The organism is Gloeomargarita sp. SKYB120, assembly GCA_025062155.1.
GTDB lineage: Bacteria > Cyanobacteriota > Cyanobacteriia > Gloeomargaritales > Gloeomargaritaceae > Gloeomargarita.
In genome coordinates this window covers 1-26,100 of sequence record JANXAM010000027.1, presented here as the reverse complement: position 1 = coordinate 26,100, position 26,100 = coordinate 1, and the positions used below count along the sequence as shown (strand labels likewise).

The following is a 26,100-nucleotide window of genomic DNA, read 5'->3' as shown; positions in this document are numbered from 1 at the left end:
TTACGTGTGAGCAAAGTATTGACGCGTGCGATTTGCCAGCGCCACCAGCGACAGCATCACCGGCACTTCCACCAGCACTCCCACCACCGTCGCCAGCGCCGCCCCCGACTCCAGGCCAAACAAACTAATTGCCACCGCCACCGCCAGTTCAAAGAAATTGGACGTGCCAATCAACGCCGCTGGCGCTGCCACTTCAAACGGCACCCGCCAAACATACGCCCAGGCGTAGGCAATCGCAAAAATCCCGTAGCTTTGCACCAGCAGGGGAAGGGCAATGAGTGCGATCACCGCCGGTTGCTGCAGAATTGTTTGCGCTTGAAACCCAAACAGCAAGACAACAGTAGCTAACAATCCCACGATGGAATAGGGCTTAATTTGCTCACAAAACTTGGCAATGGCAATTTCATGACCGATTGCATCTAACCGTTTGCGCGTCCAGTAGCCCGCCACCAGGGGAATCAAGACATACAAAATGACTGAAAGTAACAAAGTTTCCCAGGGCACTTGAATATCCGTCACCCCTAGCAAAAACGACACGATAGGGGCAAATAAAAACACCATGATTAGGTCATTAATGGACACCTGCACCAGCGTGTAGTTGGCATCGCCCCGCACCAATTGACTCCAGACAAACACCATCGCTGTACACGGGGCTGCTCCCAGTAAAATCATCCCCGCAATATATTCCTGTGCTGCTTGGGGAGACACCCACCCGGCAAAAATGACTCGGAAAAACAACAACCCCAGCAACATCATCGTGAAGGGCTTAATGAGCCAATTCACCACCAGCGTGATACACAGTCCCTTGGGTTTGCGTCCCACCTGGTGCAGCGAAGCAAAATCTACGTTCACCATCATCGGGTAAATCATGACCCAAATCAGCACCGCCACCACAAAATTCACGTTGGCATATTGCAGGCGCGAGATGAAGCCAAACACCTGGGGAAACGCTAACCCCAACTTCACCCCTGCGACAATGCACAGCGCTACCCACACCGACAAATACCGTTCAAAAACCCCCAACGGCGCAGCCTTTCCCATGGCCTCTATCTCAACGAAATCCAAACTCACTATATCAACCTGCATCTATATTGACAAGTATCTATACAGTGGGTGATGATGGGCTTAGGGTGGAGTGGGTATGAAGGTCAGAACGGTTGATCCGCAGGTTTGGCGTTGTTGCCCGCCCTTGTTGACGGGTCGGCTGACGTTTGAACAGGCGGAAGCCCTCGCTGGTGTCTTTCGAGTGCTGGGCGACCCCACGCGGTTGTACTTGCTGAATTTGATTGCAGCGCAGCCCCGTCAAGAAATCAAAGCTTGTGCGCTGGTGGAGACCCTGGGCTTATCGCAACCTACTGTCAGTCATCATTTGAAAGTCATGTATGACGCGGGATTGCTAACGCGGGAGCGGCGGGGGACTGGCATTTATTACCGTTTAGTACCCCAGTTGTTGAGTGCTTTACGCCAGGTGTTGAGTACGGATGCAGCTATCATGGTGTAGCTTCATAACCACCATTCATCGAGTGCTTGTTCTGGGGTATAGTTTGGCGCTTTGGGAACGGCTTGATCCGGTAAACCACTCGTAGCTAGAAATTGCCTGCGTGCTTTTTGATAGGCCCCTATAAACTGTTCCTGGAGATAATTCTTTAGACTGGGGCTATCCTGTAGGATGAGTTCGATTTCCAGCCGAAAATCAGCCATTTCTTGCCGCCATTGTCGAGAACAGTTCTCCCGTTTACTTTCCCAGTATTTGAGCTTGAGCAGCTACTCACACAAACGGATCAGTTGGCTCAAAACAGCCCGCTTCTCACTGCGCCCCAGGCTTTCTATCTCCTCAATTAGGTTTTCCAGGTCAATTTGGTTGAAATCTCTGGCTCGCAAAAGCTGGACTGTTTTTCCAATCTACCCCTGATAGTCCTGTTCATAAAGGGAGTGCGGTTGCTCACCCACTGGCGACATCCTTTAACCTGGACTGCACCTGCAACCATTCTACGGCCCTGGTCAGGTTAGGTCTTGATAACAATTCTTAATGGCGATAAGATTGAAACCATCGGTGTATGAAACGAATGGTGGGTAGGAGTGATGATGAAGCTAACGTGGCGTGGGTTCGTCAGCGGTTCCATCGTAACGGGCATTGTCTGGGCTGCTGGGGTACACGCTCAAGTCAACGTAACCGACAGTCGGGAATCTATCCGCCAGGTTCGAGAGTATGTGCGGAATTTACGGGTCGAAGACGAACTGGGCCAGGTGACATCGGTTTCGGAGTTTGTGGATGTGAAACCAACGGACTGGGCGTTTCAGGCGTTGCAATCACTGGTGGAACGTTACGGCTGTATTGTGGGTTTGCCGACCAAGCCCCCCACGTATCAAGGTCGTCGGGCGTTGACGCGCTATGAATTCGCCGCCGGGTTGAATGCTTGCCTGGACCGAATGAATGAGTTAATCGCCGCTTCCACTGAGAATTTGGTCACGAAAGAAGACATGAAATTGCTCCAGCGCTTGCAGGAAGAATTTGCGGCGGAACTGGCGCTCTTACGGGGACGCGTGGATACATTAGAAGCCCGTACAGCAACTTTAGAAGCCCAGCAATTCTCCACCACCACCAAGCTAACCGGGCAAGTGATTTTTGGAGTGCAAGGGGCCTTTGGCGCTAACCGGCAAGCGGTACCCAAGGGTCAACCCCGAAGCACTCAGAATTTACAGGATGCAGTCACATTTGGCTACCGGGTAAATTTAACGTTCAACACCAGCTTCACCGGCAAGGATTTACTCACCACCAATCTCCAAATTGATGATGTGCCGCTGGGGGCAATCCCTGGGACGAGCGCCTTGGCTGCAACGGGAACCAATAGCGCCAGTGTGAGTTATGGCTTTCTCAACGGCGGTTCCGGTGGTCAGGTGGGCTTAGATACGTTGACCTATGAATTTCCGGTGTTAGGAGACAAGGGACGCATCACGATTGCAGCGTTAGGGGGTGCCATTTACGACCAGGTGGATACCTTGAGTCCGTTGGATGACGACGGTCAAGGGGCCATTTCCGCCTTTGGTCTGCGCAACCCAATTTACAACCAAAATGGCGGGGCGGGTGTCGGCGCAGCTTTTAGCGTGAATTTCTTGAACGACAAGCTGAACTTTACCCTAGGGTATTTGGCAAGCGGTGACAGTGGAGCGGGGGCCTACTCACCGAGTCAAGGGTTATTTGGGTCGTCCTATGTGGCCTATGCCCAGTTGACCGGTTATCCCCTAGAGAATTTAGGGTTGAGCGCAGTGTATATCCGGGGTTACAGCGACCCAAATGCAGTGCCCTTGAACCTAGGTGGTCTGGTCGGCAATCAATCGGTGGATGCGCTGGCGGCGGGTCATCGCGTTTCGGCGGACAATGCAGGCTTTCAGTTCAAATGGCAACCGTTGCAGAACTTTATCATTGGGGGATGGTTTGGGGCGACCTGGTTTCGGGATGAAGAACGGCGCATCAATGCCAGCGGCACGGCCCTAAATTACGCGCTGGTGTTTGCCTTTCCCGATGTGGGGACGCGGGGTTCGCAAGCGCAATTGGTGGTGGGCGCGCCGCCCTATCTCAATAGCAGCCGGGGGTTGGTGAGCAATGGTTTTGTGGCCCGTCGTAGCGATGATGTGCCCATCCTGGTCGAAGCATCCTATCGTTTTAAGTATTCGGAATATCTATCAATCACACCGGGCATTTTCGCCATCTTCAACCCTGAAGGCAATCGGGATAATCCCACTGTGTTAGTGGGGGCGATTAGGACGACGTTTTCGTTCTGATGTTATTCCGGGTTCTTCTCTAGGGAAGATAACGGGGCTGCGCCCTGCGACCCAAGAGACGGCAGATGGGATTTACCCAGTCTAAATCTTATCTTTTGGTAGGATGAAGACTAGGTCAAATGCGTTCCCTAGCCATGAAACACTTTGTTTCCTTAGAAAGTGGCGACCACTTGAGTCGTGAAGAGTTTGAGTACCGCTATGCACAATGCACCCATATCAAAAAAGCTGAACTTGTCGAAGGAGTTGTTTACGTGGCATCCCCTGTGCGGTATGAATTCCATGGCTTACCCCACGTCCAGCTTGCGACTTGGCTAGGCGTTTACCAGAGTGCGACGCCGGGTGTTTTTGCGGCAGATAATGTGACGGTGCGTTTAGATGCCAAGAACGAAGTACAGCCTGATTTATTGCTTCGCTGGGATGAGGCCCAGGGTGGTCAATCCCGTATTAGTCCAGACAACTACATAGAGGGTGCGCCGGAATTGATTGCTGAAATTGCTTCCAGCAGTGCGGCCTACGATTTGCATGACAAAAAAGATGTCTATCGTCGGTGTGGCGTCAAGGAATATCTCGTGTGGGTCGCGTCCGAACAAATCTTCTACTGGTTTTGTTTAGAAAATCAGGTCTATTTCAGAGAAATGCCCGACGCGCAAGGAATTATCAAAAGCCGAGTTTTTCCTGGTTTATGGCTTAATGTCCCCGCCCTATTAAATGGGCAATTACAAACTGTACTAGAGACGCTACAAGCTGGTTTATCCAATCGGTAGAGCTAGTTATGATGGTAATCCAAGTGCAATGAGCATTCTCCCTTGCCTGTTGCTAGTACAACGTTAAGCTTGTGGGAATCCCGACGCCAATTCAATGGTCCTACAGTATCAATCGGCGCTACCGTTTCACCCAGATGACCGGTGTTCTGGGGAACAACTGTGGTACTGTACCTGTCTGAATGAATGCAAAATAGTTACGACTCTCTAAACAAAAAGGTCGAGTTGTAGCTACTTGTAACTTTGGGGTCATCGTTGGAGGGTCAAAAAGATGAACAAAACAGTCCTTTCTGTGGTCTTGGCTTCGACATTATTGGCTCCAATGGGTAGCATGGCACAACAGCCAACCAAGCAGCGGCCTGCACCAGAACCTATCCAGTTGCCCGCCGAACCGGTATCAGAACGTTCGCCAGCAGTGAATTTGGGAACTGTGGGCAAAAGGGTCGCACCGGGTGTGTTTGAAGTGGACCCCAAAGCATTGCAGGGCAAGCGGCTGGTGGTTTCTCCGCAGGATCAGGCGGGCGCACAGCGCACTATCATCTGTTTGGGTAAGTGGGACGGAAAAACCTGCAGAGGGCTCATCATCATCATCGAATAAGGAGGATGTAACGCGCTAGCTTTAACGAAGGGGGGGATATGCTAGTATTAGCTGGGGTCTGTCACTAGAAAAGCAGCCATGACTTCTGCCTTTGCCCTTCCCCCCGAAAAGTGCGTCTCCGCCACGTTTAAGCGTCAAGAAGCGCTCCAGGAAGCTGTCCAACGCTTGCTCAACCGGGGTGTGCCTAGAGAACGCATCTCCATTATTGGGCGTAATTTCCAGACTGAAGCCCGCATTACTGGCTTTCTCACCCGCAAGGATGTGATCCTAGATGGGCTGGCAACGGGAGCGCTCTACGGGTCTCTGTTCGGTTCGGTACTCAGCTTGCTGACCGGGGTAGGCGTGTTGTTCATTCCGTTCATCGGCACAGTGGTGGCAGCGGGACCCTTGGCGGCGGCGTTGCTAGGAGCCACGACGGGAGCTATCTACGGCGCGTTGGGAGCGGGTTTGGGTTCAGCGTTAATCTCCCTGGGAATGCCCCAAGATAAGGCGGCTATCTACCAAACGCGGGTGCAAGCAGGCGAGTTTCTTCTCGTTGTGGAAGTACCGGCGGAAAAATCCGGAGAAATTTTTTTACTCTTGCAAAGTGCGGGTGGGGAAGAAGTGGCCATTACAGATATGCAAATTCCCAAGGAAGGCGAAGGGAAATTGGCCAGTAAAGACCAAATTGCGCCGGAGATCAAGGGAGATTTATCCGAAGAAGCGCAGCAAACCTTTGTGGAAGCCTATAACCAGGCCTTGGATGAACATCCCGAACCCCAAAATGCTTTGATAAAAGCCTGGGAACGGATTAAACATCTATTTGACCGGGATGAGCGGGGGATTTTTTCCAAGCGCAAATCCGAGTAATTTATTTGTGGCTCTATGATTTACTTGCCAGTCACATTCCTACTCTTTCTTCTCTTCCTGCTCACCTTCCCATTTCTGTGGCTGGTGATTACGCTGGATGCGGTACAAGTGGCCGTTGCGAAACTAGGGTTTTCACCCCAAGCGGCGCTGTTGCTGTTTACGCTGGTGGTACTGGGGAGCACCATCAACATCCCCCTGTATGAGCGCGTGTCGCAAGTGACTTATGTGCCGGATTGGGCGGAGCTGTGGAGCGCACGGTTTTTTTGGGGGATTCCCTTGCGCAAGATTGAACGCAAGACCATCGTTGCCCTGAATGTCGGGGGTGGCCTGATTCCCACGCTGCTAGCCCTGTACCAGTTTGGTCGAGCGAATCCCTTGCAAATTCTCACGGTGACGGCGATTGTGGCGGGGGTGAGCTATTACTCAGCCCAGGTGGTACCCGGCATTGGGATTCAGATGAATGCGCTGGTAGCTCCCCTAACAGCAGCCATGACGGCGATTTTGATGACAGGCGGGGTGAATGCGCCACCGGTAGCCTTTGCGGGGGGTGTGCTAGGGACCTTGATCGGCGCGGATTTGCTGCACTTGCCCCAGATTGAACGGATGACGCCGGGCATTTTGAGCATTGGCGGGGCGGGTGTGTTCGATGGCATTGCCCTGTGTGGGTTGTTTTCCCTGTTGTTGACCTAGGGCGTTGGGAGATCAACCTAAAAAAATACGGACGACCGTACCAGCAGCAGCAAAACCCAGTTTTATACTGAAAAAAGACCGGAAAAAGCAATTCCTATCCTGGTAAAGCCCTATGCAACCGAATGACCCCAATAAATTTACCGAAAGCGCTTGGAACGCCATTGTCCAATCGGTAGAAATCGCCAAGCAGAATCAGAACCAGCAACTGGAATCTGAGCATTTGCTGCTGGCTTTGTTGAACGCGGAAGGGTTGGCCAACAGTATCTTTCAGCGGTTGAATATCAATCCCCAGCAAGTACGGGAAAAAGTGGAAGCCTTTGTGCGGCGCAACCCCAAAGTGACGGGTGGAGATGGCCAACTCTATATCGGCAATAGTTTGGATAAATTACTCGACCGCGCTGAACAATACCGTCAACAATTCAAAGATGATTTCATTGCCGTTGAGCACCTGCTATTGGCCTACACCCAAGACGAGCGTATCGGTAAAAATTTACTGCGGGAATTCGGTATTAGCGGCGACCAGAAATTGAAAGAAGTCATCCAGAAAATTCGGGGGAGTCAGACCGTGAAAAGTCGCAATCCAGAAGCCACCTACGAAGCACTCGAAAAATATGGTCGGGATATGACCCGCCAGGCTGCTGAAGGAAAACTCGACCCCGTGATTGGCCGGGATGAGGAAATCCGCCGGATGATCCAAATCCTGTCGCGGCGCACCAAAAATAACCCCGTTTTGATTGGGGAGCCAGGGGTAGGGAAAACGGCGATTGTGGAAGGACTGGCTCAACGGATCGTACGGGGTGATGTGCCCGAATCCCTGCAAAACCGGCGCTTGATTAGTTTGGACATGGGGGCGCTGATTGCGGGGGCCAAATACCGGGGTGAATTTGAAGACCGCCTGAAAGCAGTGCTGAAGGAAGTCACCAGTTCCGACGGGCAAATCATTCTGTTTATTGATGAGATTCATACGGTCGTGGGAGCCGGAGCAACCGAAGGGGCGATGGACGCCGGCAACCTGCTCAAACCGATGCTGGCGCGGGGAGAACTGCGGTGTATCGGCGCGACCACCCTGGATGAGTACCGCAAGTACATCGAGAAAGATGCTGCTTTGGAACGTCGCTTCCAGCAAGTGTTTGTGGCCGAGCCGAGCGTGGAAGATACGATTTCCATCCTGCGGGGGTTAAAAGACCGTTACGAAACCCACCACAACGTGAAAATTTCCGACTCGGCGTTGATTGCGGCGGCGGTGTTGTCCAACCGTTACATCAGCGACCGCTTCTTACCCGATAAAGCCATTGACCTGGTGGACGAAGCGGCGGCCAAACTCAAGATGGAAACCACATCCAAGCCGGAAGAACTGGATGAAATTGACCGCAAGATTCTGCAACTGGAAATGGAGCGGTTGTCGCTGCAAAAAGAAGAGGACGCTGCTTCCAAAGAACGCCTGAGCAAACTAGAGCGGGAACTGGCGGAACTTAAAGAAAAACAGCAGCAACTCAACGCCCAGTGGCAAGCAGAAAAAGAAATCCTGGAGCAACGCAAGGCGATTAAAGAAGCGATTGCCCAGGTGGATGTGGAAATTCAACAGGCGGAGCGGGAGTACGACCTGAACCGGGCGGCCACACTCAAATACGGCAAGCGGGCGGAACTGGAAAAACAACTCCAGGCCACCGAAGCCAAATTGAAGGAATTGCAACGGTCGGGAACGACATTGTTGCGGGAAGAAGTGACCGAAGCCGACATTGCCGAAATCATCGCCAAGTGGACGGGAATTCCGGTGACCAAGTTGATGGCGTCGGAAAAGGAACGGCTGTTGCACCTGGAGGAAGAACTGCACCGGCGGGTGATCGGCCAAGACGAAGCGGTGAAAGCCGTTGCCGAGGCTATTCAACGCTCCCGCGCTGGTTTATCCGACCCCAACCGCCCCATTGCCAGTTTCATCTTTCTGGGTCCGACGGGGGTGGGGAAAACGGAACTGGCCAAAGCCCTGGCGGAATACCTGTTTGACACGGAAAAGGCCCTGGTGCGCATTGACATGTCCGAGTACATGGAACGGCACACCGTGGCTCGGCTCATTGGGGCGCCGCCGGGATACGTCGGTTACGAAGAAGGGGGGCAACTCACGGAAGCCATCCGTCGCCGGCCCTATGCGGTGGTGCTGTTTGACGAAATTGAAAAGGCCCACGAGGACGTGTTCAACATCATGCTGCAAATTCTGGATGACGGGCGCTTGACGGATTCCCAGGGCCACACGGTGGACTTCAAAAATACCATCATCATCATGACCAGCAACCTGGGGTCGCAATACATCCTGGATTTGGCGGGCCAACCCGATAAGGACGAGGAATTGCGCCAGCGGGTGCTCGAGGTCATGCGCAGCCACTTCCGCCCCGAATTTCTCAACCGCATTGACGAAATCATCATCTTCAAGAGCTTGACCCGCGAGCAACTGCGCCAGATTGTGCACCTGCAACTGGAACGCCTGCGCCAGCGCTTAGCCGAACAAAAGGTCAAGCTGGAGTTGACCGATGCGGCGGTGGATTTCTTGGCGGAGGTGGGCTACGACCCAGTCTATGGCGCACGACCCTTGAAACGCGCGATCCAACGCCATCTGGAAACCCTGTTGGCCCGCGAATTACTCAAGGGCACCTTCCAGGAAGGCGACACGGTGCGGGTGGACGTGGTGGCCGAGCGGTTGACCTGCCAGCGAGTGTAAAGCTTTTTCACAAGCTCGCCTGTCGTCGCTGTGGGAGTGGTACGATGCCATCGAGTTCTTCATGGTGGAAGTGCCTATGACCCTGGATTTGAATACGCCGGCCCCGATTTTTGGCGGCAGTACGGGCGGGTTGCTCCGCAAAGCCGAAGTGGAGGAAAAGTACGCCATCACCTGGAGCAGCCCCAAAGAGCAAGTGTTTGAAATGCCCACTGGCGGCGCCGCCATCATGCGCGAAGGGCCGAACCTGCTGTATCTGGCCCGCAAGGAACAATGCCTGGCCCTGGGCGCCCAACTGCGCAGCAAATTCAAAATTGACTACAAAATCTACCGGATTTACCCCAACGGGGAAATTCAATATCTCCATCCCGCCGACGGGGTCTATCCCGAAAAGGTCAATCCGGGCCGTCCCTATGTGGGCAAACTCGACCGGCGCATCGGCCAAAACCCCGAACCGGCCCGACTCAAGTTCACTGGGCAAAACCCCTACGACGTGCAATAGTTGCCAACGTTCTGCGCTCCTAACACTCGCGCCATCACCCTGCGGGGTGTTTTTTTATGGCCCTTGTCTGGAGGTCGCCCCATGATGTATAGTTAAAGATTATGACGTTTTTGGAACCGTTCATGAACACCACCTACGTTCCTTCGGCGGCAGCGCTCCAGCCTAAGTGGTACGTGATTGATGCCAAAGGACAACGGCTCGGACGGCTGGCGAGCAAGGTGGCGCGGATTTTGCGAGGTAAAGACAAACCTATCTACACGCCCTACTTGGACACAGGGGATTATGTGATTGTGGTCAACGCCAAGGACGTGGAAGTAACGGGTAAAAAACGCACCCAGAAACTGTACCGGCGGCACTCGGGACGACCGGGAGGGATGAAAGTCGAAACCTTTGCCCAGTTAAACGCCCGCTTGCCGGAGCGGATTATTGAGGAGGCGGTCAAGGGGATGTTGCCGAAGAACCGGTTGGGACGGGCGTTATTTACCAAATTGCGGGTATATGCGGGGCCAGACCATCCCCATCACGCCCAGCAACCGCAGGAAATTCGACTGGAGGAAGCGTAAGCCATGGCGACGGCGCAACGGGTGACCTATTGGGGTACAGGACGGCGGAAAACGGCGGTAGCACGGGTGCGGCTGTGTCCGGGCACGGGTAGGGTGGTGATTAACGACCGGGATGCGCAAGAATATCTCAAGGGGATGCCGACGTGCTTGGCCGCGATCAAGGCGCCGTTGGAAACGCTGGGTCTGGAGAACGAGTACGACGTGCTAGTGAATGCCCACGGCGGCGGGTTAACCGGCCAGGCGGAAGCGATTCGGTTGGGGGTGGCGCGGGCATTGTGCCAGTTGGACCCGGATAATCGGCAACCCCTCAAAGCCGAAGGCTATCTCACCCGTGACCCCCGCGCGAAAGAACGCCGTAAGTATGGGTTGAAGAAAGCCCGCAAGGCGCCCCAGTACTCCAAGCGTTAAGATATTGCCGTTGAAGGAGGCGGTTCCCATGCCCAAGCCTGGTATCCATCCTGAGTGGTATCCTGAAGCGCCCGTTTACTGCGAGGGGAAGGTGGTGATGACGGTGGGTTCGACCAAACCCCAGTTGCACGTGGAAATTTGGTCGGGCAATCACCCCTTTTACACCGGCACCCAAAAAATTGTGGACACCGAAGGGCGGGTAGAGCGGTTCATGCGCAAGTACACCAAACCGCCAGCTCCGGCAACCAAAGCCCAGCCCGAGAAGAAACCGGAGACCAAAGCGACCAAGGACACCAAGCCTACCGCTAAAACCCCTAAACCTACTAAAAAGAAATAGGTGTTTTCCCGAGATTGGTTTCAGCGGCTGCCCCGGCGCTTTACCTTCACCCGGGTTGGTGGTATTTTCACCACAATTACGGTCCTGGTGAGCATTGGGGCATTTAACACGGGCAACAACTTGCTCTACCTGTTGCTGGGAATGCTGCTGAGTTTGATCATCGCCAGCGGCGTCCTATCCGAAGAAGTGATGAAGGGGCTGGCGGTGGAACGGGTCTTTCCCAGCCAGATATTTGCGGGCGTGCCAACGCTAGTGATTCTCAGGGTCCACAATCGCAAGCGCCGGATTCCCACCTTTTCCATCAGCATTACCGACCGGCTCGGTGAAGGAGTGACAGCCCCAGCCAATTATTTTCTGCGGATTGACCCGGGCCAGACAGTGGAAGGGACGTACCGTTTAACCTTTCCCCGGCGTGGGTGGTGGACGATTGCAGGCTATGAGTTGAGCACCCGCTTTCCCTTCGATTTGTTCTGCAAGGTGCGAGTGATTCAGGCGCCTGTTACGGTACTGGTCTATCCGTCCCTAGGGCAACCGCCGCCGTTGCGTTCTTTGGCGCTGGTGGGTCAAGGAGAACGTCCCCAGGCGCGGGCGGGTGGGGAAGGTGAGTTCTTAGCGTTGCGGGATTTTCGGGTGGGAGACGATGTGCGGCGGATTCACTGGAAAGTCTCGGCGCGGCGGGATAGGTGGCTTGTCCGAGATTTGGAGCGCCAGGAGACAGACGCTTTGACGTTGTACTTCTATAACGTCGCTCCAGCCGGCATGGAACCCCAGCGCGGGGAACAAGGGGTTGCCACCTGTGCGGGTTTGGCACGGGATTTACTGGAGAAGGGATATCCAGTGGCCCTGGTGACAACGGATGCCCGGACCAGTTGGGGACGCGGGCTAGGCCATTTGGATGCGATTTTGCGAGTGCTGGCTGTGGTGGAATTTACGACGCAACCGCCGGTGCAGGTGCCCCTGACTGCTCAAGACCGGTGCATTGTCTTTTCTGCCGGTGTCACGCCGCCGCTGGGGGACGCGCAACTATTAACCACTATCTCTTTCTAATCACCATAATAGGGGTGAGTCCGGTTTAGGGGGAGAACGTCCATGCGCATCCTGCACACCATGCTCCGCGTTAGCGACCTGGAAGCGTCCATCAAGTTTTATACCGAAGTTTTAGGGATGAAACTGTTGCGGCGGCAGGATTATCCCGACGGTCAATTTACGCTGGCGTATTTGGGTTACGGGGATGAAGCCCAGGAAGCTGTGATTGAACTGACCTACAACTGGGGGCAAAGCAACTACGACTTGGGCAATGGCTTTGGCCATATTGCCCTAGGGGTTGAGGACATTTACGCCACCTGTGAACACATCAAGGCCAAGGGCGGGAAAGTGGTGCGCGAGCCTGGCCCAATGAAACACGGCTCCACGGTGATTGCCTTTGTAGAGGACCCGACAGGGTACAAAATTGAGTTAATTCAACTGGATACTTATGAACCCACCCAAAAACGAGAGCTAGCTCAAGCAACCTAGGGACCCCAGGCTGGTTCAGGCCCTGACAGACTAACGACTGGTCTCAAGGGTGAAATTGCTGTCCACTACCAGCTCAAGGTCTTCAGAAAGCAAGCGAATGCCAACCTGTTTGAGAGCCACATCAAGCCATAGCTCCAGGGAACCTTTGCTCGATAGGAGTAGTTTCAGGTTAGTTGGTTCGCTGGCCAATTTTTCAAGCTGCTTACGACCCCATTCCATCGCCTGGGAAAGTAGCGGCTCTGTGGCCTCTAGGTCACACTGGCGGTCGCTCGGTTCGACTTGAATGGCTATAGGGGGAGGTCCCTCCGTTGCTTCGATTTCTTCGATCTCGGTCAACGGATAGAGGAACTTTATAGTTAATCGCTGCACACCTGCATCTATTAGTGCTGTCCAATCTGCTTCTAAGGGTTCTGAGATTTCTTGTGCTACTTTTGGTCGGGCAACTAAGATAATTGCTTCGAGCTTCTTTTCGGGCACTCTCAGCATAAACATTCCAACTGCTTTGGGAGCATGGTTTTCCCGTGCCCGTTCGCCGACTGCACTCCGCAATCGACCCTCGAGAAGTATCAAGTCGTCATTGCTCACAAAGACGGGGCCGCTAGCAGAGAAGTCACGCTCCACCGTTGCGTAACGACCATCAGCAGTGGCAGAAATGCGAAAAAAAGCGTTAACAACGCCCGCTTTACTTAGATTCGCCAGTGCTTTGCTCTGCTTACTTGTGAGTCTCATCGAGCGACCCTGTTTCCAGTTAATTTAACACAAAACCCGTCCCCAGAGCCGCTCGCAGGACCCTTTCAATCCCGCCTAGTTCGAGACGCCGGCATGTAACTGTAGCTGAACTATCTATGCCTGCAGAGCGCAGCCCTGCCCTTGATTTTTCTAACAATGGGCCTTCCGAGTGAGCTAGGTGCTAGGGCCAATCGGCGCGCGTATCGCAGAGAAAGTCATCCGCCAGCACTTGCAGGAAGGCGTAAGGGCATTGTTCGGGAAAGGTACGCAGAGGCAAATCTGTTTCTCGCAACGCTAGGTCCACCCCTGCTTCAAAGGCATCCGTCATGGCTTCATCTGCCAGAGCTTGGAGACTGGGATTGCGTCGTAAATGACGTCGAATGGCCCGGCGTTGCTCCCGAATCGTCAAAAACCAACCGCGGGAACGGCACTCTGGTTGGTATTGCCATTTCAGCAGGTGACCGATGAGAACGGTGAGTCGGCTAACTAGTTCTCGATACTCCTGCCGGCCCAATGCGGCGATTTCCTCCTGCAAATGGGGCCAGTCTAGCTTAGTGACATCCCGCTCAGCTAGGGCTTGCGCTTGCGCCTGGGTCCACGCATAAAAGTCCGTCTCGTACAGGAAATTCATAGCAACTCCCGCACATCTGTCACCCGGCCTGTCACCGCTGCCGCCGCCACCATCGCCGGACTCATGAGTAACGTGCGTCCTGTCGCTGACCCTTGCCGTCCCTTGAAATTGCGGTTGGACGACGACGCGCTGATTTGCCGCCCCTGCAACTTATCGGGGTTCATCGCCAAGCACATCGAACACCCTGGCGAGCGCCACTCAAACCCTGCTGCCAGGAAAATCTCATGGAGTCCTTCCGCTTCCGCCTGGCGTTTGACCGCTTCGGAGCCTGGCACCACAAACGCTTTGACGCCTGGATGCACCCGTCGCCCCTGGGCCACCTTAGCCGCTTCCCGCAAATCCGTAATCCGCCCGTTGGTGCAACTGCCGATGAAACACACATCTACTGGCATCCCGGCAATCGGTTGTCCCGGCGTCACTCCCATGTATGCGTAGGCTTCCTGGGCCAACTCCCGTTCCGACGGCGGCAAGTCCTCGAGTTTGGGAATGCGCTCGTCCACCCCAATTCCTTGGCCCGGCGTAATGCCCCAGGTCACCGTTGGCGCAATGTTTTCCGCCTGAAACTGCACCACATCGTCGTATTCCGCATCGGGGTCGCTGGCGAACTGTTGCCAATAGGAAACGGCAGCTTCCCAATCCGCCGGTCGCAGGGGCCGTTCCCGCAAATAGTCATACGTCACCTGGTCAGGGTTCACATACCCACAGCGGGCCCCACCTTCAATGGACATATTGCAAATCGTCATCCGCTCCTCCATGTTCATAGCGTGGATGGTGCTGCCGCTGTATTCGTAGGCATAGCCCACCCCGGCTTTCACCCCCAGCGTGCGAATGATGTGCAAAATCACGTCCTTGGCATAGACCCCTCGCGCCAGTGGCCCATCCACCTGAATCTTGCGCACCTTGAGTTTATTCACCGCCAGGGTTTGCGTCGCCAAGACATCCCGCACCTGCGAGGTGCCAATCCCGAACGCAATCGTCCCAAACGCCCCGTGAGTGGACGTGTGACTATCCCCACAGGCAATCGTCATTCCCGGTCGGGTTAGTCCCAACTCGGGCGCAATCACATGCACAATTCCCTGATTCCCCGACCCAATGTTGTATAACTTAATGCCAAAGTCTTTGCAGTTTCTCTCCAGCGTTTCAATCATTTCTTCTGCCAGGGGGTCCAGGAAAGGGCGCTGGCGTTGGTCCGTTGGCACGATGTGGTCCACTGTCGCCACCGTCCGCTCCGGAAACATGACCGACAACCCCCGCTCCCGCAGCATGGCAAACGCCTGGGGGCTGGTCACTTCGTGGATCAAATGCAAAGCGATAAATAGTTGCGTTTGTCCAGACGGCAGGGTGGCCACTTCGTGCTCGGCCCAGACTTTATCAAACAGCGTTCCCCGACTCATGGATACCTAAAACCGACGCCATTGATCTATCTTAGGGTCAAACCGCCAAACCCCCGGATAGTTTTTGCGCCAACGCCAGCAGCCATAGTCCCACGCATGGATGAGTTTGGCCCACAAAGGTGCCGGTTGGGTCATGCGAGCCACCTCCTGGTTGTACAAATCCCGCCGTTGGGACAACTGGCCTGGATGGCGCTTGAAACCGCCTAAATAACTCTGCACCACCTGCAAATCCGTCACCCGAGCTAACTGCATCCACAGAAAATAATCCCCAGCATACCGCCACGTTTTCAGCCGTTCAACATCAATTTGCCGGTTCACTTTCCGCGTCCAAAACGTGGATTCCTGTTGCACCCGACACCAGGCTTGGTTGTACAAACCGTAGGCAAACAATTCCCGGCGATAGGGATAGGGCAAATCCACTTGAATTACTTGGGAAAACTGGTTATAGATCACGCGATAACCGGTGAGCCAATCCACCTGTCCGGTGGCAATCATCTGGGCGACAACGGCAAACGCCTGGGGGTAATAAAAATCGCCAGCATTGATGTAAGCTATCACATCACCGGTGGCTTGGGATAGACCTTGGGCCAACGCATCATACATCCCCTGGTCGGGCGCGGAATGAATTCGCAATGCTGGATGGTTGTAATTCTTTAGCAATTCCAACGTCCCATCCGTCGAACCCCCATCACAAATCCAGTATTCCAATTCCACTTGGCCAGAGCGCACTGCTGTTTGTTGCAGGACGGACTCAATTGTTTCTGGCAAGGAAGCTGCTGCATTGTAACAGGGCGTGATGATGGAAAATTTCATCGCGGAGCTAGGCGGGAGTCAACGACAAGGCCGCCCGTAATCGTGATTGCGCAAAACCTCGCTGCGCCAGGATCAACCAAGACTGAAGCAAATCTGGCCCATGCAAGGTTCCCATGAGCGCCGCCCGTAGCGTTTTCATCACCTGGACTTTTTTCACCCCACAGGTCTGCATGACGTTTTGCACCAGCGCCTGGGCCTCCTCTAGTTGCTGGGGGTCACTCGTTGCGAGAAATTGTCGCAAAATCTCCTGGCTCTGGGGTTGCTGCAATTGCGCTTTCGCTTCGTCGTCGTAACTCACCTGCTCGGTCATGTAGAAACGGGCAAGGGCAACCCCATCTTTCAACGTGGCCAAGCTGGGACCAATCAACGCCGCCACCTGCTCTAACCAAGGTTGGTCTCGTTCCGGCTCCACCGCATATCCCGCCTCTTGCCAAAACGGCACCAGTTCGGCGACCAGTTGGGCCGGTGACATCTGGTGCAGGTAGTGGCTGTTGATCCAGTTCAACTTGTCCCAGTCAAATTTGCTGCCTGCTTTGTTCACCCGTTCCAGGGAAAACAGGGGCACCATTTCCTGGAGCGTCAAAAGCTCTTTGCCCTCCGGCGGCGACCAGCCCAACAGGGCCATGTAATTCACCAGCGCCGGCGCGACGTACCCCATCTGCCGAAATTCAGAAATAGATGTCACCCCGTCCCGCTTGGATAACTTGCGCCCCTCGGGGTTGAGAATCAACGGCGTGTGGGCAAAGGCGGGTATGGGTGCCCCAAGCGCTTCGTAAATCAAAATCTGCTTGGCAGTGTTGGCTAGGTGGTCTTCTCCCCGAATTACATGGGTAATCTGCATATCCACGTCATCCACCACCACCGCAAAGTTGTACAGGGGTTGGCCGTCCGCCCGCGCAATTACCATGTCGCCCCCCAGGTCACTCCCGCGCCAGCGCATTTCTCCGCGTATCAGGTCGTGCCAGACAATCTCCCGCTCGTCGTCAATCTTGAACCGGATCACGGGCTTGCGTCCCTGGGCTTGAAAGGCGGCTTCCTGCTCCGGCGTCAGATGCCGGTGCTGGTTGTTGTAGCGGGGGGCAAGTTTCTGGGCTTCCTGGGCCGCCCGCATCGCCGCTAGCTCTTCTTCCGTTTCATAGCTCCGGTAGGCAAAGCCCTGGGCCAGAAGCTGGGCAATCACCTCCTGATACCGGTGCAACCGCTGCGTTTGCCAGATGGGGCCGATGTCCCAGTCCAACCCCAGCCATTTCAACCCGCTGATGATGTTTTCTGCAAATTCTGGTCGCGAGCGCTCTCGGTCCGTGTCCTCCATCCGCAGGATAAATTCACCCCCGTGATGCCGGGCAAAGAGCCAGTTGAACAACGCCGTCCGCGCTGTACCAATATGCAAATTCCCCGTCGGACTCGGAGCAATCCGCACCCGCACTGTCACTGCTGTCTCTCCCCAAACCGATTGCCGATGATCTTAACGCACCCGCTGTCCCTTCGCTCCCCATCTGCAAGCGCTCATCAGTAAGGATGTGAAATTTATTGCCAACAGTAAACCGCGCCAGCAGCAGAATTTCCGCTCTTACCGGCTTAGCCTGCTACCCGACGTTACAAGATCGTGGAAAATGTTGCCATTTAGTCGCAGTAATCCTAAAATAGCACGGCAAAGGATGTTTGTTGGGAATTTTTAGCAACTATGGGAATCTCGCGGCGTGATGTGTTACTTGGTGGGGCGTCTCTGGTGACGGTGACTACAATCGGGCGCTTTACCGCCTACCAACCGGCGTTGGCCCAGCGAGGGGTGGTCAATGTCTATTCTTCTCGGCACTACGACAGCGATAAGGAGTTGTTCCGGCGGTTCACCCAGGCGACGGGAATTCGGGTGAATGTGTTGGAGGGCAAAGATGATGAGCTCATCGAGCGGATTCGCAGCGAGGGACGCAATTCGCCGGCGGATGTGCTGTTTACCGTAGATGCGGGGCGTCTGTGGCGAGCGCAGCAGGCGGGCTTGTTCCGTCCAGTGGATTCTCCCATCTTGACCCGTTCGATTCCGGCGTCGTTGCGGGAACCGGGGAACCACTGGTTTGGGTTTACGCGGCGGGCACGGGTGATTATGTTCAACAAAGACCGGGTGAAACCGGGGGACATTTCTACGTATGAGGAATTGGCCGACCCACGCTGGCGGGGGCAAGTGTTAATCCGTTCGTCCCGGAATATCTACAACCAGTCGCTAGTGGGCGCTTTAATCCGGCACCTGGGCCAAGCGCGCACCGAACGCTGGGCAAGGGGAATTGCCGAAAACCTGGCACGACCACCCCAGGGAGGTGATACGGACCAAATCCGGGCGGCGGCGGCTGGCGTGGGGGCATTGGCGGTCAGTAACACCTACTACCTGATTCGCCTGCTCAAGTCCCCCAATCCCGCCGACCGAGAAGCCGGACAAAAGATGGGCATTATTTTCCCGAACCAAAACTCCTGGGGAACGCACGTGAATATCAGCGGCGCAGGCGTGATTGTCAGTGCTCCGAATAGTCGGAATGCCGTGCGGTTTTTGGAATTTCTGGCGTCGCGGGAGGCCCAAGACGTGCTGGCGCGGGGGAATAATGAGTATCCGGCGGTAGCGGGGGTGCCGATTGATCCCGTCCTGGCAAGCTTTGGGACCTTTAAGCAAGACCCGATCAACGCCAGCGTCTTTGGCCGCAACAACGAATTGGCGCTGAAAATTACGGACCGGGCGGGCTGGGCTTAACCGGGGGCGACCCATCAGGTGCGGTCAAGATATATATTGAATCTACGTATTCATCTGATGGGTTGGCCATGAAACTGTTGGACCCGCTCACGACCATTCGCGACCGTTTGCCCAACGTTTTACAGCCTTTGGCCACGCTGGCGTTTAACTACTGGTGGACGTGGTCGGGTCAGCAGTTACGGTTGTTCGCACCGATTGACCAGCAACTGTGGGAGGCATGCCACCACAATCCGGTGCTGTTTTTGCAGAAGGTGAGCCAGGAGCGGCTAGACGAAGCGGCCACAGACCCCGATTACGTGCAGTTGGTGCAAAACGTGGCGGCTCGCTTTGAAGCCTATATGCAGCCCCGCACCTGTCCCCTGGCGCCCCACATTACGCCGCAGCAACCGGTGGCCTATTTCTGTGCGGAGTTTGGCATTCATGAATCTCTACCCCTCTACGCTGGCGGCCTGGGTGTTTTGGCGGGAGACCACCTGAAATCGGCGTCGGATATGGGCTTGCCGATGGTGGGGATTGGGTTGCTCTACCGCCAGGGTTATTTCCGGCAACGCTTGAATCGCCAGGGCTGGCAAGAGGACTACTACGTGGATAACCAGTTCCAGGAAATGCCCTTGGAATTGGTGCGGGAACCAGATGGACGCCCCTTGACGGTGATGGTGGAGGTGCGCGGACGGCACGTGGTGGCCCAGGTCTGGCGGGTGCGGGTCGGGCGCTCGGATTTGTACCTGATGGATTCGGACGTGCCGGTGAATGACCCGATTGACCGCTGGTTGACGGCCCATCTGTACGGAGGCAATCAGGAGACGCGCATTGCCCAGGAAATTTTGCTAGGGATTGGCGGGGTGCGCCTGCTGGACAAGCTGGGGTTGCAGCCAGCGGTCTATCACCTGAACGAGGGTCATGCGGCATTTGCCTTGCTGGAACTGGCGCGGTTGGAGATGCAACGCACAGGACAATCGTTCTATGCGGTGGAAGACCGGGTGCGGCAAAAGTCCGTGTTTACGACCCATACGCCGGTGCCTGCTGGTCACGACGCCTTTTCGCCGGATTTGATGGATTCGTTTTTTGCCACCTACTGGCCCCAGTTGCACCTGTCGCGGGAGCAGTTTTTGGCGTTAGGGGCGCGGCGGTTGGGCGACCCGTGGGAGCCGTTTAACATGACGGTGCTGGCGTTGCGCTTGACGCGGGCGGCCAATGGGGTGAGCCAGTTGCATGGGGAAGTGTCGCGCCAGATGTGGTCCATCCTCTATCCCGACCGGCCGGTGGAGCAGGTGCCCATCGGTGCGATTACCAACGGGGTGCATGCCCCGACCTGGACCGCGCCCTTGTTTGGCGACCTATTCCGCACCTATGTCCATCCCGAATGGGAAGCCCATGTGACGGAGCCAGAAATCTGGGAACGGGTCGAGCAGATTCCCGATGCGGAACTCTGGCAACGGCACCAACTGCTGAAGCAACGGTTGATTAGTTACACCCGCAGTCGCTTGTTTGCCAGTCGCCAGCAACGGGGAGAGCCACTGGAACAATTGGAGGCGATTGCCCACTGGCTGGACCCCCAAGCGTTGACGATTGGGTTTGCCCGCCGCTTTAGTGCCTACAAACGGGCCTATCTCATCATTCGCGACCCCGACCGGGCCAAGCGCATCCTGACCAACCCCGAACGACCGGTGCAGTTGATTTTTGCCGGCAAGGCCCACCCCGCCGATGAAGAGGGCAAGCGGATTATCCAACGATTGCTGGAGTGGTGCCGCGACCCGGACCTGCAAAAGCGGGTGGCCTTCATCGAGGACTACGATATGCACACGGCCCGCTGTTTGATCCAGGGAGTGGACCTGTGGCTGAACAATCCCCGGCGGCCTTTAGAAGCATCGGGCACCAGCGGTCAAAAGGTGTGTTTCAATGGCGGGATCAATTTCAGCGTGCTGGATGGCTGGTGGTGCGAGGGCTACGTGCCGGGGGTCAACGGCTGGGCCATCGGCGAGGACTTGCACACCAGCAATCAGGAATTGCAGGACAAGCAAGACAGCGAATCCCTGTATCACCTGCTCGAGACAGAAATTGTCCCCATGTACTACGAGCGGGACGAAGCGGGATTACCCCGGCGGTGGATCCAGCGCATGAAGGCGTCCATCCGTACTAATGCGCCCCGTTTCAATACCGACCGCATGGTGCGGGACTACATCCAGTACATTTATGCCCCCAGCCGAGAACTAGCCGTCAGCGGGTCATGGCGCGGGTAGTGTGGGAGGTGGATTTTTACACCCGCCCGGTGGTGGACGACCAGGGTAAAAAACTCTGGGAACTGTTGTTGTGCGACCCCCAAGGGAAAAACCAAGTAGCCCAAACTTGTCCCCCCGACCAGGTGAATAGTCAATGGCTGCGGGAAACGCTGGCATCTCCGGTGCAGCAGCACAGCATTACCCATCTCCGGAGTTTCCGGGCGCCGATGTTGCCCATGCTCCAGCGGGCCTGTGAACCGCTGCAGGTGACAGTACTCCCCAGCCGGCGCGTTGTCGCGTTAGCTCACTGGTTGCAGGAACGCTGGCGTCACGTTTACAGCCAGATGCCCGGTTTCCAACCACTGGCGACGCCACCCCCACCCGCTGGCATTACGGCTGCGCCCCAACCATTGCCGGAAGCGCTGCGCGGCCAGAAGTGGGCCTGGGCGACCTTGTTGTGGGGGGATATTCGCCGGGAAGCGCACGCGTGGGCGGATTTTGGCGAATTGCTGCCGCTGCAGTACATCCACTTGCCGGACGAAACGGTGATTCCCGGCGCTGTGATTTATTCGGGGCGGGCGACGGCGCTAGCGGCCTGGATGAGTGGGCTGGAACTGGCGGAGGTGCAGGTGACGGGAGACCAGGTGGTGCTCTTAAGCGGCCTGGACGAGCGGTGGTTGTTTGCTGCCAGAGCCAGCGGCGGCCCCACATTTCAGACCCAGCAACAGCAAGCCCAGGGGGTGCACTTCCTGGCGGTGCAATCCCATCCCGAAGCCGAGCGGTTGGCGGGTTTCTGGTTGATGCAAACGCTGGCGCTGTGGTGACTAGAACGCTCGGTAGTTCAGGTTGAAATAAAGGCCGTAGTCTTGGGCGTCTCGGCCCCGGTCGCGGTTGTACACCAGGGGGATGGCTGCATCAAACCGGATGTCCAGCCCTGGTACCGGACTCCACAGCAGCCCCGTTCCCAAACCCGCCAGCGTCTGGGGTTGCAGAGGCGGATCCGGGTTGTTGCGCTTGTTCCACACCCGCCCAAACTCAATAAAGGGAGCCACCTGGAAAATCACGCGCCCGTCGCCATCCCGGGCCGCTGGAATGCGCGACTCCACCGAAATGCGAAACCCGTTGTCCCCCGCCCGGGCATTTTGCCGGTAACCCCGCACCGATTGGGCGCCGCCGATAACGAACTGGTGCTGCGGGAGCAGGGGTTTGGCGGCAATTTGTGCATCCGCCCGCAGAATCAGCAGCAGGTCATTGCCAAAGTTCTGCACCCGTTGACCTTGTGCCTGGAAACTGAAGAAGCGGCCATCCGGGGTCACCAGACCACCTGGACCATCGGGAATGTCCGTCGCACCCAGGATGGGCAATCCCCAGTTGAACTGGCCTAGGGCCGACCACACCCCCTTGCGGTCGCGCCGTAGGTAATCCACCCCGAATTTCAGGACGCTGGTGCGACTCGTGGTGCCAATCACATCGAAAACAAACGTTTGAGACTGTTGCCAAGCAAAAGCCCCTGACAGCGCCAATTCCTGCCGGATGCTGCGAAACAGGGGCTGCCGGAAACTCAGCTCGTAGAACTGGGACTCGCCGGTGATGTTGAACCCGGCAAACGCCCTTTCCGTGATCTGGTTGTTCGTCACCACCGCCCGGAACTGCAATGTCCCATCCTTGGCGTTCAAGGGCACCCGGTACGTCAGGGTGTATTCATTGAGAGCCGCCCGTTGCCAATCCGTAAAATTCAACCCCACCGCATAGGAGCCAAAAATTTCATCGCCGCGGCCACTCAAGTTCTGATAGCCCAAGGAGAGATAGGCCCGCTGGGGGGCAATGCTCGGCGGCACGTAGTTATCAATCCCAAACGACAGGACAAAGGGTTGAGGGTCTTCTTCAATGCGCACCACCAGGAGGCTTTCGCCCGGTTTTTCCCCTGGTCGCAGACTAGCCTCCAGGTTGGCAATAAACGGCGACGCCCGCAGCAAGCGCAATTGGTCCTCTAGGGCATTCGTGTTCAAGGGTGTTCCCGCAGCCAACTGCAACCGGTCGCGAATGTAACTGCTGAATAACCGGCGATTGCCGCTGATTTGGATGTCTGTCAAGCGCCCTTCAATCACCTCAATGCGCAAACGCCCTGTGGGAATCGTCTCCGGCACGATGACAGCGCGAGACGTGATAAACCCCCGGTCCACGTAGAAACGGGTAATGGCGTCGGCGACATCCTGAACTTGCCGGAGCGGCACCCGCTGCGACACCACCGGTTGGATGAAGCGGGCAATGTCTTCGGGGGTGAGAATCGTACTGCCCACCACCTCTAGCGATTCCACCAAAATGACCTGGTCCAAATCCAACGGCGGGGCTTGCGCTACTGTCAATGGTGCAGCCTTCAGTAAAGGCGGGTCATCCCGTGACGATGCCTGGGCGATGGTATCCCCCGCCCATAGAAATAAAATCGTCAGACCGACCCCACACCACACGCGTCTGAACATGACCCCGATTTTTTGTTATTTTTCTTCAGCGAACCTAGCCCCAGTAAAACCCGTTCTCACCTCAGGCGTCAAGCCGGATGGTAGTAAAACGCCACTGCAATCACCCCGTAACTAGCCAGGAGCAGGCTGCCCTCCAACCAATTAGAGCGCCCGTCCAGGCTAATCATATTGGCCACCGTCACCGCGAGGGCCACCGCCACCACCTCAAACAGGTTGAAATTCAAGTCCATCGGCTGGCCCCACCATTCGCCGACGAGCACCAGCACCGGCGTCACCAGCAGGGCCACCAATGCACTCGACCCCATCGCCACCGACACCGCCAAATTCATATTGTTTTTCATCGCCACGTTCACCGCCGTCACGTACTCTGCCGCACCTCCCAGCAACGGCAGCAGGATGACCCCAGTAAACAAGGGCGTGAGTCCCAGTTGCGCTGTCGCCTCTTCGATGACGCCCACAAAGATTTCCGACTCAACCGCCACGCCCACCGTTGCCGCCGCTAGGACCCCTAGCCATAACCAGAGATTGGGGCGGTCGTGGGGTTCCCCCAATTCCGTCACACCCACGTCGTAGAGATAGCTATGGGTTTTCAGGGCAAACACTAGCGTCAACCCGTAAACCCCCATCAACACCGCCGCCACCACCACCGACAGATGAGCAATTGCGTGGGGGGCAAGGCCTTGACCTTCCGCTGTGCGGGCCAGCAACGTCGGCAAAAAAATGGCCATCACCGCCAGGGTCATCGAGGGGGCGTTCACCTGGGGGACAATCGCTTGGAACTGCTGTTCCTTGTGGCGCAATCCCCCCAACAACATCGCCAGGCCCAGCACCAGCAGGAGGTTGGCCACAACCGTCCCAGTAATACTGGCCTTGACCACTTCCACTAACCCCGCTCGCAGGGTTACCAGCGCCAGAATTAGTTCCGTCGCATTGCCAAATACGGCGTTCAGCAAGCCGCCCAGGGTGGGACCCATAACCAGCGCCAGTTCCTCCGTCGCCGTGCTCAACCAGATGGCCAAGGGCACAATCGCTAGGCCTGCCGTGATGCAGGTCGCCAGTTCTCCCCAACGCCACGCAACCGCCGCCCAGGACAGCGGCAGAAACACCAGCAAACCCAGACCCATCTTTTGCTTGACAGTCATGACGGTTGCACGGGAGTCGCCCTGATCATATCAGGTTTGCCCTACACTGGTGGGCGAGCACGAGCGCAAAAACCGATGACGGTCTCTTCGGTTCACGACCATACGCAGCTCTGGCAACAACTCAAGCGGGGTAGACAACTGCTGATTTATGTACACATAGAGATGGACATCTGTTAATGAAATTAAGTGACTGGGTCAAACGGCAGGGAATTTCGTACCGGAATTCTGACATTTAGCTACCAAGTTTGCATGCCACCGCACCAGCACAGCATGCGGCGCTGGCCGCCTATGCGGTCTTGCTTTGCCGCTACTGTTGCCGGGCAAGACAAAAACCAGACAAAACCGGCGTTCCTGCAGCATTTTGGTATCACCAGTGCCCGTGTGGAACTGGAAGGACGCATACGGGCCGTCAAGGAAAGTCAAGCGACGCAAGTTGAGCAGCCGCAACAGCGAATACGCCAAGCAGAACGGGTGATTGCCAAAAAAAAGCGCCGGCTTGTCTTGCACCAAAACAAACGGCGCTTAGCCAGGTTCCAGAGTTAACTTGCGCGTCTGGAAGCCGACAGGCAAGCAGGCAAGATACGGTTGTGTTTCGGTTCGCGTCGCCTGTTCCGCTTTGCAAACTGCTTGTCTTTTGGGCCAGGACGGAAGGGCAAGAAAGTCTACCTGGAATTAACGGGCATTCGGTTTGTCCAAGCGCTACAGCAAGTACAAGGTACAAACCACCGCCCGTAGTGCTAAAGCAACGACCAACTGTCAAAGCACGGCTGGCGCGTGATTGTCAGTATCGAACAAACCTGGCGCCATCCCCTGGCGGCCAGACACAGGCATTCATGCTGGAAACGTGTGCCCAGGTCGTTAGGCTTGCGGCGGACAAGGGTGAACCCTTAGTCGTGGAACAGTTAGAGAGTGAATCGCCCCGCCGTTGCCGCCAGTTGTCCAGCTTTTTCACTGGTCTCAAGCGCGCTGCTTCTATAGCTAAGCACACAATGTTTGGCATGAGCTACAACTAGAGACCTTGACGCTTTTGCCTTGCCCGCTGCTCAAACACGCCAGCTCAAATGTTTTTTGCTATAGAGCCGGCGTGGACCAGGAGACTTGGCATTTCGACACACCAAGCAGCGGCGCTGGTGCTGACCTGCGGCCCGTTTGCCAGGAATTCGCCAGGAAACAGTATCGGTCGGTCATGTCACCTTTTCCCTACCTGCAAGGAATCGGCAAAAGCAGGTATGGTCGTTC

25 protein-coding genes and 1 pseudogene are annotated in these 26,100 nt (G+C 55.9%); 17 read left to right on the top strand and 9 right to left on the bottom strand.

Features of this window, described 5'->3' with window-relative positions; all coding sequences use genetic code 11:
• Complete coding sequence (arsB, locus tag NZ705_09740) at positions 1-1,041, bottom strand: ACR3 family arsenite efflux transporter (protein ID MCS7293231.1); 1,041 nt, start codon at positions 1,039-1,041, stop codon at positions 1-3.
• Between the two features lie 100 nt (positions 1,042-1,141).
• On the opposite strand from arsB, the gene NZ705_09735 reads away from it, so the two are divergent.
• Entirely contained in the window at positions 1,142-1,501 is a 360-nt protein-coding gene (locus tag NZ705_09735; GenBank protein ID MCS7293230.1) for a metalloregulator ArsR/SmtB family transcription factor, read from the top strand.
• A gap of 2 nt (positions 1,502-1,503) precedes the next feature.
• Here the strand turns inward: NZ705_09735 and NZ705_09730 are convergent.
• Positions 1,504-1,902, bottom strand: a pseudogene (locus tag NZ705_09730) (DUF29 domain-containing protein).
• Between the two features lie 180 nt (positions 1,903-2,082).
• On the opposite strand from NZ705_09730, the gene NZ705_09725 reads away from it, so the two are divergent.
• From NZ705_09725 to gloA, 12 genes are all read left to right on the top strand, one after another.
• A complete protein-coding gene (locus tag NZ705_09725) occupies positions 2,083-3,783 on the top strand; it encodes an iron uptake porin (protein MCS7293229.1) in 1,701 nt (566 codons plus the stop codon).
• A gap of 134 nt (positions 3,784-3,917) precedes the next feature.
• Entirely contained in the window at positions 3,918-4,547 is a 630-nt protein-coding gene (locus tag NZ705_09720) for a Uma2 family endonuclease (GenBank protein MCS7293228.1), read from the top strand.
• Between the two features lie 268 nt (positions 4,548-4,815).
• Positions 4,816-5,142: a hypothetical protein gene (locus NZ705_09715; protein ID MCS7293227.1), complete on the top strand. Its 327-nt coding sequence runs from the start codon at positions 4,816-4,818 to the stop codon at positions 5,140-5,142.
• 78 nt (positions 5,143-5,220) lie between these two features.
• Positions 5,221-5,991, top strand: a complete 771-nt coding sequence (locus NZ705_09710; protein ID MCS7293226.1) for a ChaB family protein — start codon at positions 5,221-5,223, stop codon at positions 5,989-5,991.
• Between the two features lie 15 nt (positions 5,992-6,006).
• A complete protein-coding gene (locus tag NZ705_09705) occupies positions 6,007-6,681 on the top strand; it encodes a DUF1614 domain-containing protein (protein ID MCS7293225.1) in 675 nt (224 codons plus the stop codon).
• A 112-nt stretch (positions 6,682-6,793) separates the two neighbouring features.
• Positions 6,794-9,394 (top strand): ATP-dependent chaperone ClpB, encoded by a 2,601-nt coding sequence (gene clpB / locus NZ705_09700; GenBank protein ID MCS7293224.1) that lies wholly within the window; start codon positions 6,794-6,796, stop codon positions 9,392-9,394.
• A 61-nt stretch (positions 9,395-9,455) separates the two neighbouring features.
• Complete coding sequence (locus NZ705_09695) at positions 9,456-9,893, top strand: photosystem I reaction center subunit II (protein MCS7293223.1); 438 nt, start codon at positions 9,456-9,458, stop codon at positions 9,891-9,893.
• 122 nt (positions 9,894-10,015) lie between these two features.
• Complete coding sequence (gene rplM, locus NZ705_09690) at positions 10,016-10,456, top strand: 50S ribosomal protein L13 (GenBank protein MCS7293222.1); 441 nt, start codon at positions 10,016-10,018, stop codon at positions 10,454-10,456.
• Between the two features lie 3 nt (positions 10,457-10,459).
• Entirely contained in the window at positions 10,460-10,864 is a 405-nt protein-coding gene (gene rpsI, locus NZ705_09685; protein ID MCS7293221.1) for a 30S ribosomal protein S9, read from the top strand.
• Positions 10,865-10,892: 28 nt separating this feature from the next.
• Positions 10,893-11,201 (top strand): 50S ribosomal protein L31, encoded by a 309-nt coding sequence (rpmE, locus tag NZ705_09680; GenBank protein ID MCS7293220.1) that lies wholly within the window; start codon positions 10,893-10,895, stop codon positions 11,199-11,201.
• 87 nt (positions 11,202-11,288) lie between these two features.
• Positions 11,289-12,248 carry a DUF58 domain-containing protein gene (locus tag NZ705_09675; GenBank protein MCS7293219.1) on the top strand — a complete coding sequence of 320 codons (960 nt, stop codon included), beginning with the start codon at positions 11,289-11,291 and terminating at the stop codon, positions 12,246-12,248.
• Between the two features lie 42 nt (positions 12,249-12,290).
• Positions 12,291-12,716: a lactoylglutathione lyase gene (gene gloA / locus NZ705_09670; GenBank protein ID MCS7293218.1), complete on the top strand. Its 426-nt coding sequence runs from the start codon at positions 12,291-12,293 to the stop codon at positions 12,714-12,716.
• A gap of 30 nt (positions 12,717-12,746) precedes the next feature.
• Here the strand turns inward: gloA and NZ705_09665 are convergent, their stop codons facing one another.
• The 5 genes from NZ705_09665 to gltX all read right to left on the bottom strand — a co-directional run bounded on the left by NZ705_09665 (position 12,747) and on the right by gltX (position 17,715).
• Positions 12,747-13,445, bottom strand: coding sequence for a hypothetical protein (locus NZ705_09665; protein ID MCS7293217.1), 699 nt, complete (start codon positions 13,443-13,445; stop codon positions 12,747-12,749).
• 181 nt (positions 13,446-13,626) lie between these two features.
• Positions 13,627-14,076, bottom strand: coding sequence for a DUF29 domain-containing protein (locus NZ705_09660; GenBank protein ID MCS7293216.1), 450 nt, complete (start codon positions 14,074-14,076; stop codon positions 13,627-13,629).
• Positions 14,073-15,470, bottom strand: coding sequence for a 3-isopropylmalate dehydratase large subunit (gene leuC, locus NZ705_09655; protein ID MCS7293215.1), 1,398 nt, complete (start codon positions 15,468-15,470; stop codon positions 14,073-14,075). Before leuC ends, NZ705_09660 begins: the two co-directional genes overlap by 4 nt.
• A 6-nt stretch (positions 15,471-15,476) precedes the next feature.
• Complete coding sequence (locus NZ705_09650) at positions 15,477-16,283, bottom strand: glycosyltransferase (protein MCS7293214.1); 807 nt, start codon at positions 16,281-16,283, stop codon at positions 15,477-15,479.
• A gap of 7 nt (positions 16,284-16,290) precedes the next feature.
• The gene (gltX, locus tag NZ705_09645) at positions 16,291-17,715 is read right to left on the bottom strand and encodes a glutamate--tRNA ligase (GenBank protein ID MCS7293213.1); all 1,425 of its coding nucleotides are present in this window, start codon (positions 17,713-17,715) and stop codon (positions 16,291-16,293) included.
• A gap of 252 nt (positions 17,716-17,967) precedes the next feature.
• Here gltX and NZ705_09640 point away from each other — a divergent pair, with 252 nt between their 5' ends.
• The 3 genes from NZ705_09640 to NZ705_09630 all read left to right on the top strand — a co-directional run bounded on the left by NZ705_09640 (position 17,968) and on the right by NZ705_09630 (position 22,063).
• Positions 17,968-19,020 (top strand): Fe(3+) ABC transporter substrate-binding protein, encoded by a 1,053-nt coding sequence (locus tag NZ705_09640; protein MCS7293212.1) that lies wholly within the window; start codon positions 17,968-17,970, stop codon positions 19,018-19,020.
• A gap of 68 nt (positions 19,021-19,088) precedes the next feature.
• A complete protein-coding gene (glgP, locus tag NZ705_09635; GenBank protein ID MCS7293211.1) occupies positions 19,089-21,260 on the top strand; it encodes an alpha-glucan family phosphorylase in 2,172 nt (723 codons plus the stop codon).
• Positions 21,248-22,063, top strand: a complete 816-nt coding sequence (locus tag NZ705_09630; protein MCS7293210.1) for a Tab2/Atab2 family RNA-binding protein — start codon at positions 21,248-21,250, stop codon at positions 22,061-22,063. The genes glgP and NZ705_09630 overlap by 13 nt, the downstream gene beginning before the upstream one ends.
• Here NZ705_09630 and NZ705_09625 read toward each other — a convergent pair whose 3' ends face one another.
• Complete coding sequence (locus NZ705_09625) at positions 22,064-23,719, bottom strand: ShlB/FhaC/HecB family hemolysin secretion/activation protein (protein ID MCS7293209.1); 1,656 nt, start codon at positions 23,717-23,719, stop codon at positions 22,064-22,066.
• A gap of 68 nt (positions 23,720-23,787) precedes the next feature.
• Positions 23,788-24,861, bottom strand: coding sequence for a calcium/proton exchanger (gene cax / locus NZ705_09620; protein MCS7293208.1), 1,074 nt, complete (start codon positions 24,859-24,861; stop codon positions 23,788-23,790).
• 249 nt (positions 24,862-25,110) lie between these two features.
• Here cax and NZ705_09615 point away from each other — a divergent pair, with 249 nt between their 5' ends.
• A complete protein-coding gene (locus tag NZ705_09615; GenBank protein ID MCS7293207.1) occupies positions 25,111-25,404 on the top strand; it encodes a hypothetical protein in 294 nt (97 codons plus the stop codon).
• Positions 25,405-26,100: the final 696 nt, after the last annotated feature.

Coding starts and splice junctions, on each gene's coding strand:
- arsB (MCS7293231.1), bottom strand. CDS start 1,041: ATGGGAAAGGCTGCGCCGTTGGGGGTTTTTGAACGGTATTTGTCGGTG.
- NZ705_09735 (MCS7293230.1), top strand. CDS start 1,142: ATGAAGGTCAGAACGGTTGATCCGCAGGTTTGGCGTTGTTGCCCGCCC.
- NZ705_09725 (MCS7293229.1), top strand. CDS start 2,083: ATGATGAAGCTAACGTGGCGTGGGTTCGTCAGCGGTTCCATCGTAACG.
- NZ705_09720 (MCS7293228.1), top strand. CDS start 3,918: ATGAAACACTTTGTTTCCTTAGAAAGTGGCGACCACTTGAGTCGTGAA.
- NZ705_09715 (MCS7293227.1), top strand. CDS start 4,816: ATGAACAAAACAGTCCTTTCTGTGGTCTTGGCTTCGACATTATTGGCT.
- NZ705_09710 (MCS7293226.1), top strand. CDS start 5,221: ATGACTTCTGCCTTTGCCCTTCCCCCCGAAAAGTGCGTCTCCGCCACG.
- NZ705_09705 (MCS7293225.1), top strand. CDS start 6,007: ATGATTTACTTGCCAGTCACATTCCTACTCTTTCTTCTCTTCCTGCTC.
- clpB (MCS7293224.1), top strand. CDS start 6,794: ATGCAACCGAATGACCCCAATAAATTTACCGAAAGCGCTTGGAACGCC.
- NZ705_09695 (MCS7293223.1), top strand. CDS start 9,456: ATGGTGGAAGTGCCTATGACCCTGGATTTGAATACGCCGGCCCCGATT.
- rplM (MCS7293222.1), top strand. CDS start 10,016: ATGAACACCACCTACGTTCCTTCGGCGGCAGCGCTCCAGCCTAAGTGG.
- rpsI (MCS7293221.1), top strand. CDS start 10,460: ATGGCGACGGCGCAACGGGTGACCTATTGGGGTACAGGACGGCGGAAA.
- rpmE (MCS7293220.1), top strand. CDS start 10,893: ATGCCCAAGCCTGGTATCCATCCTGAGTGGTATCCTGAAGCGCCCGTT.
- gloA (MCS7293218.1), top strand. CDS start 12,291: ATGCGCATCCTGCACACCATGCTCCGCGTTAGCGACCTGGAAGCGTCC.
- NZ705_09665 (MCS7293217.1), bottom strand. CDS start 13,445: ATGAGACTCACAAGTAAGCAGAGCAAAGCACTGGCGAATCTAAGTAAA.
- NZ705_09660 (MCS7293216.1), bottom strand. CDS start 14,076: ATGAATTTCCTGTACGAGACGGACTTTTATGCGTGGACCCAGGCGCAA.
- leuC (MCS7293215.1), bottom strand. CDS start 15,470: ATGAGTCGGGGAACGCTGTTTGATAAAGTCTGGGCCGAGCACGAAGTG.
- NZ705_09650 (MCS7293214.1), bottom strand. CDS start 16,283: ATGAAATTTTCCATCATCACGCCCTGTTACAATGCAGCAGCTTCCTTG.
- NZ705_09640 (MCS7293212.1), top strand. CDS start 17,968: ATGGGAATCTCGCGGCGTGATGTGTTACTTGGTGGGGCGTCTCTGGTG.
- glgP (MCS7293211.1), top strand. CDS start 19,089: ATGAAACTGTTGGACCCGCTCACGACCATTCGCGACCGTTTGCCCAAC.
- NZ705_09630 (MCS7293210.1), top strand. CDS start 21,248: ATGGCGCGGGTAGTGTGGGAGGTGGATTTTTACACCCGCCCGGTGGTG.
- NZ705_09625 (MCS7293209.1), bottom strand. CDS start 23,719: ATGTTCAGACGCGTGTGGTGTGGGGTCGGTCTGACGATTTTATTTCTA.
- cax (MCS7293208.1), bottom strand. CDS start 24,861: ATGACTGTCAAGCAAAAGATGGGTCTGGGTTTGCTGGTGTTTCTGCCG.
- NZ705_09615 (MCS7293207.1), top strand. CDS start 25,111: ATGCCACCGCACCAGCACAGCATGCGGCGCTGGCCGCCTATGCGGTCT.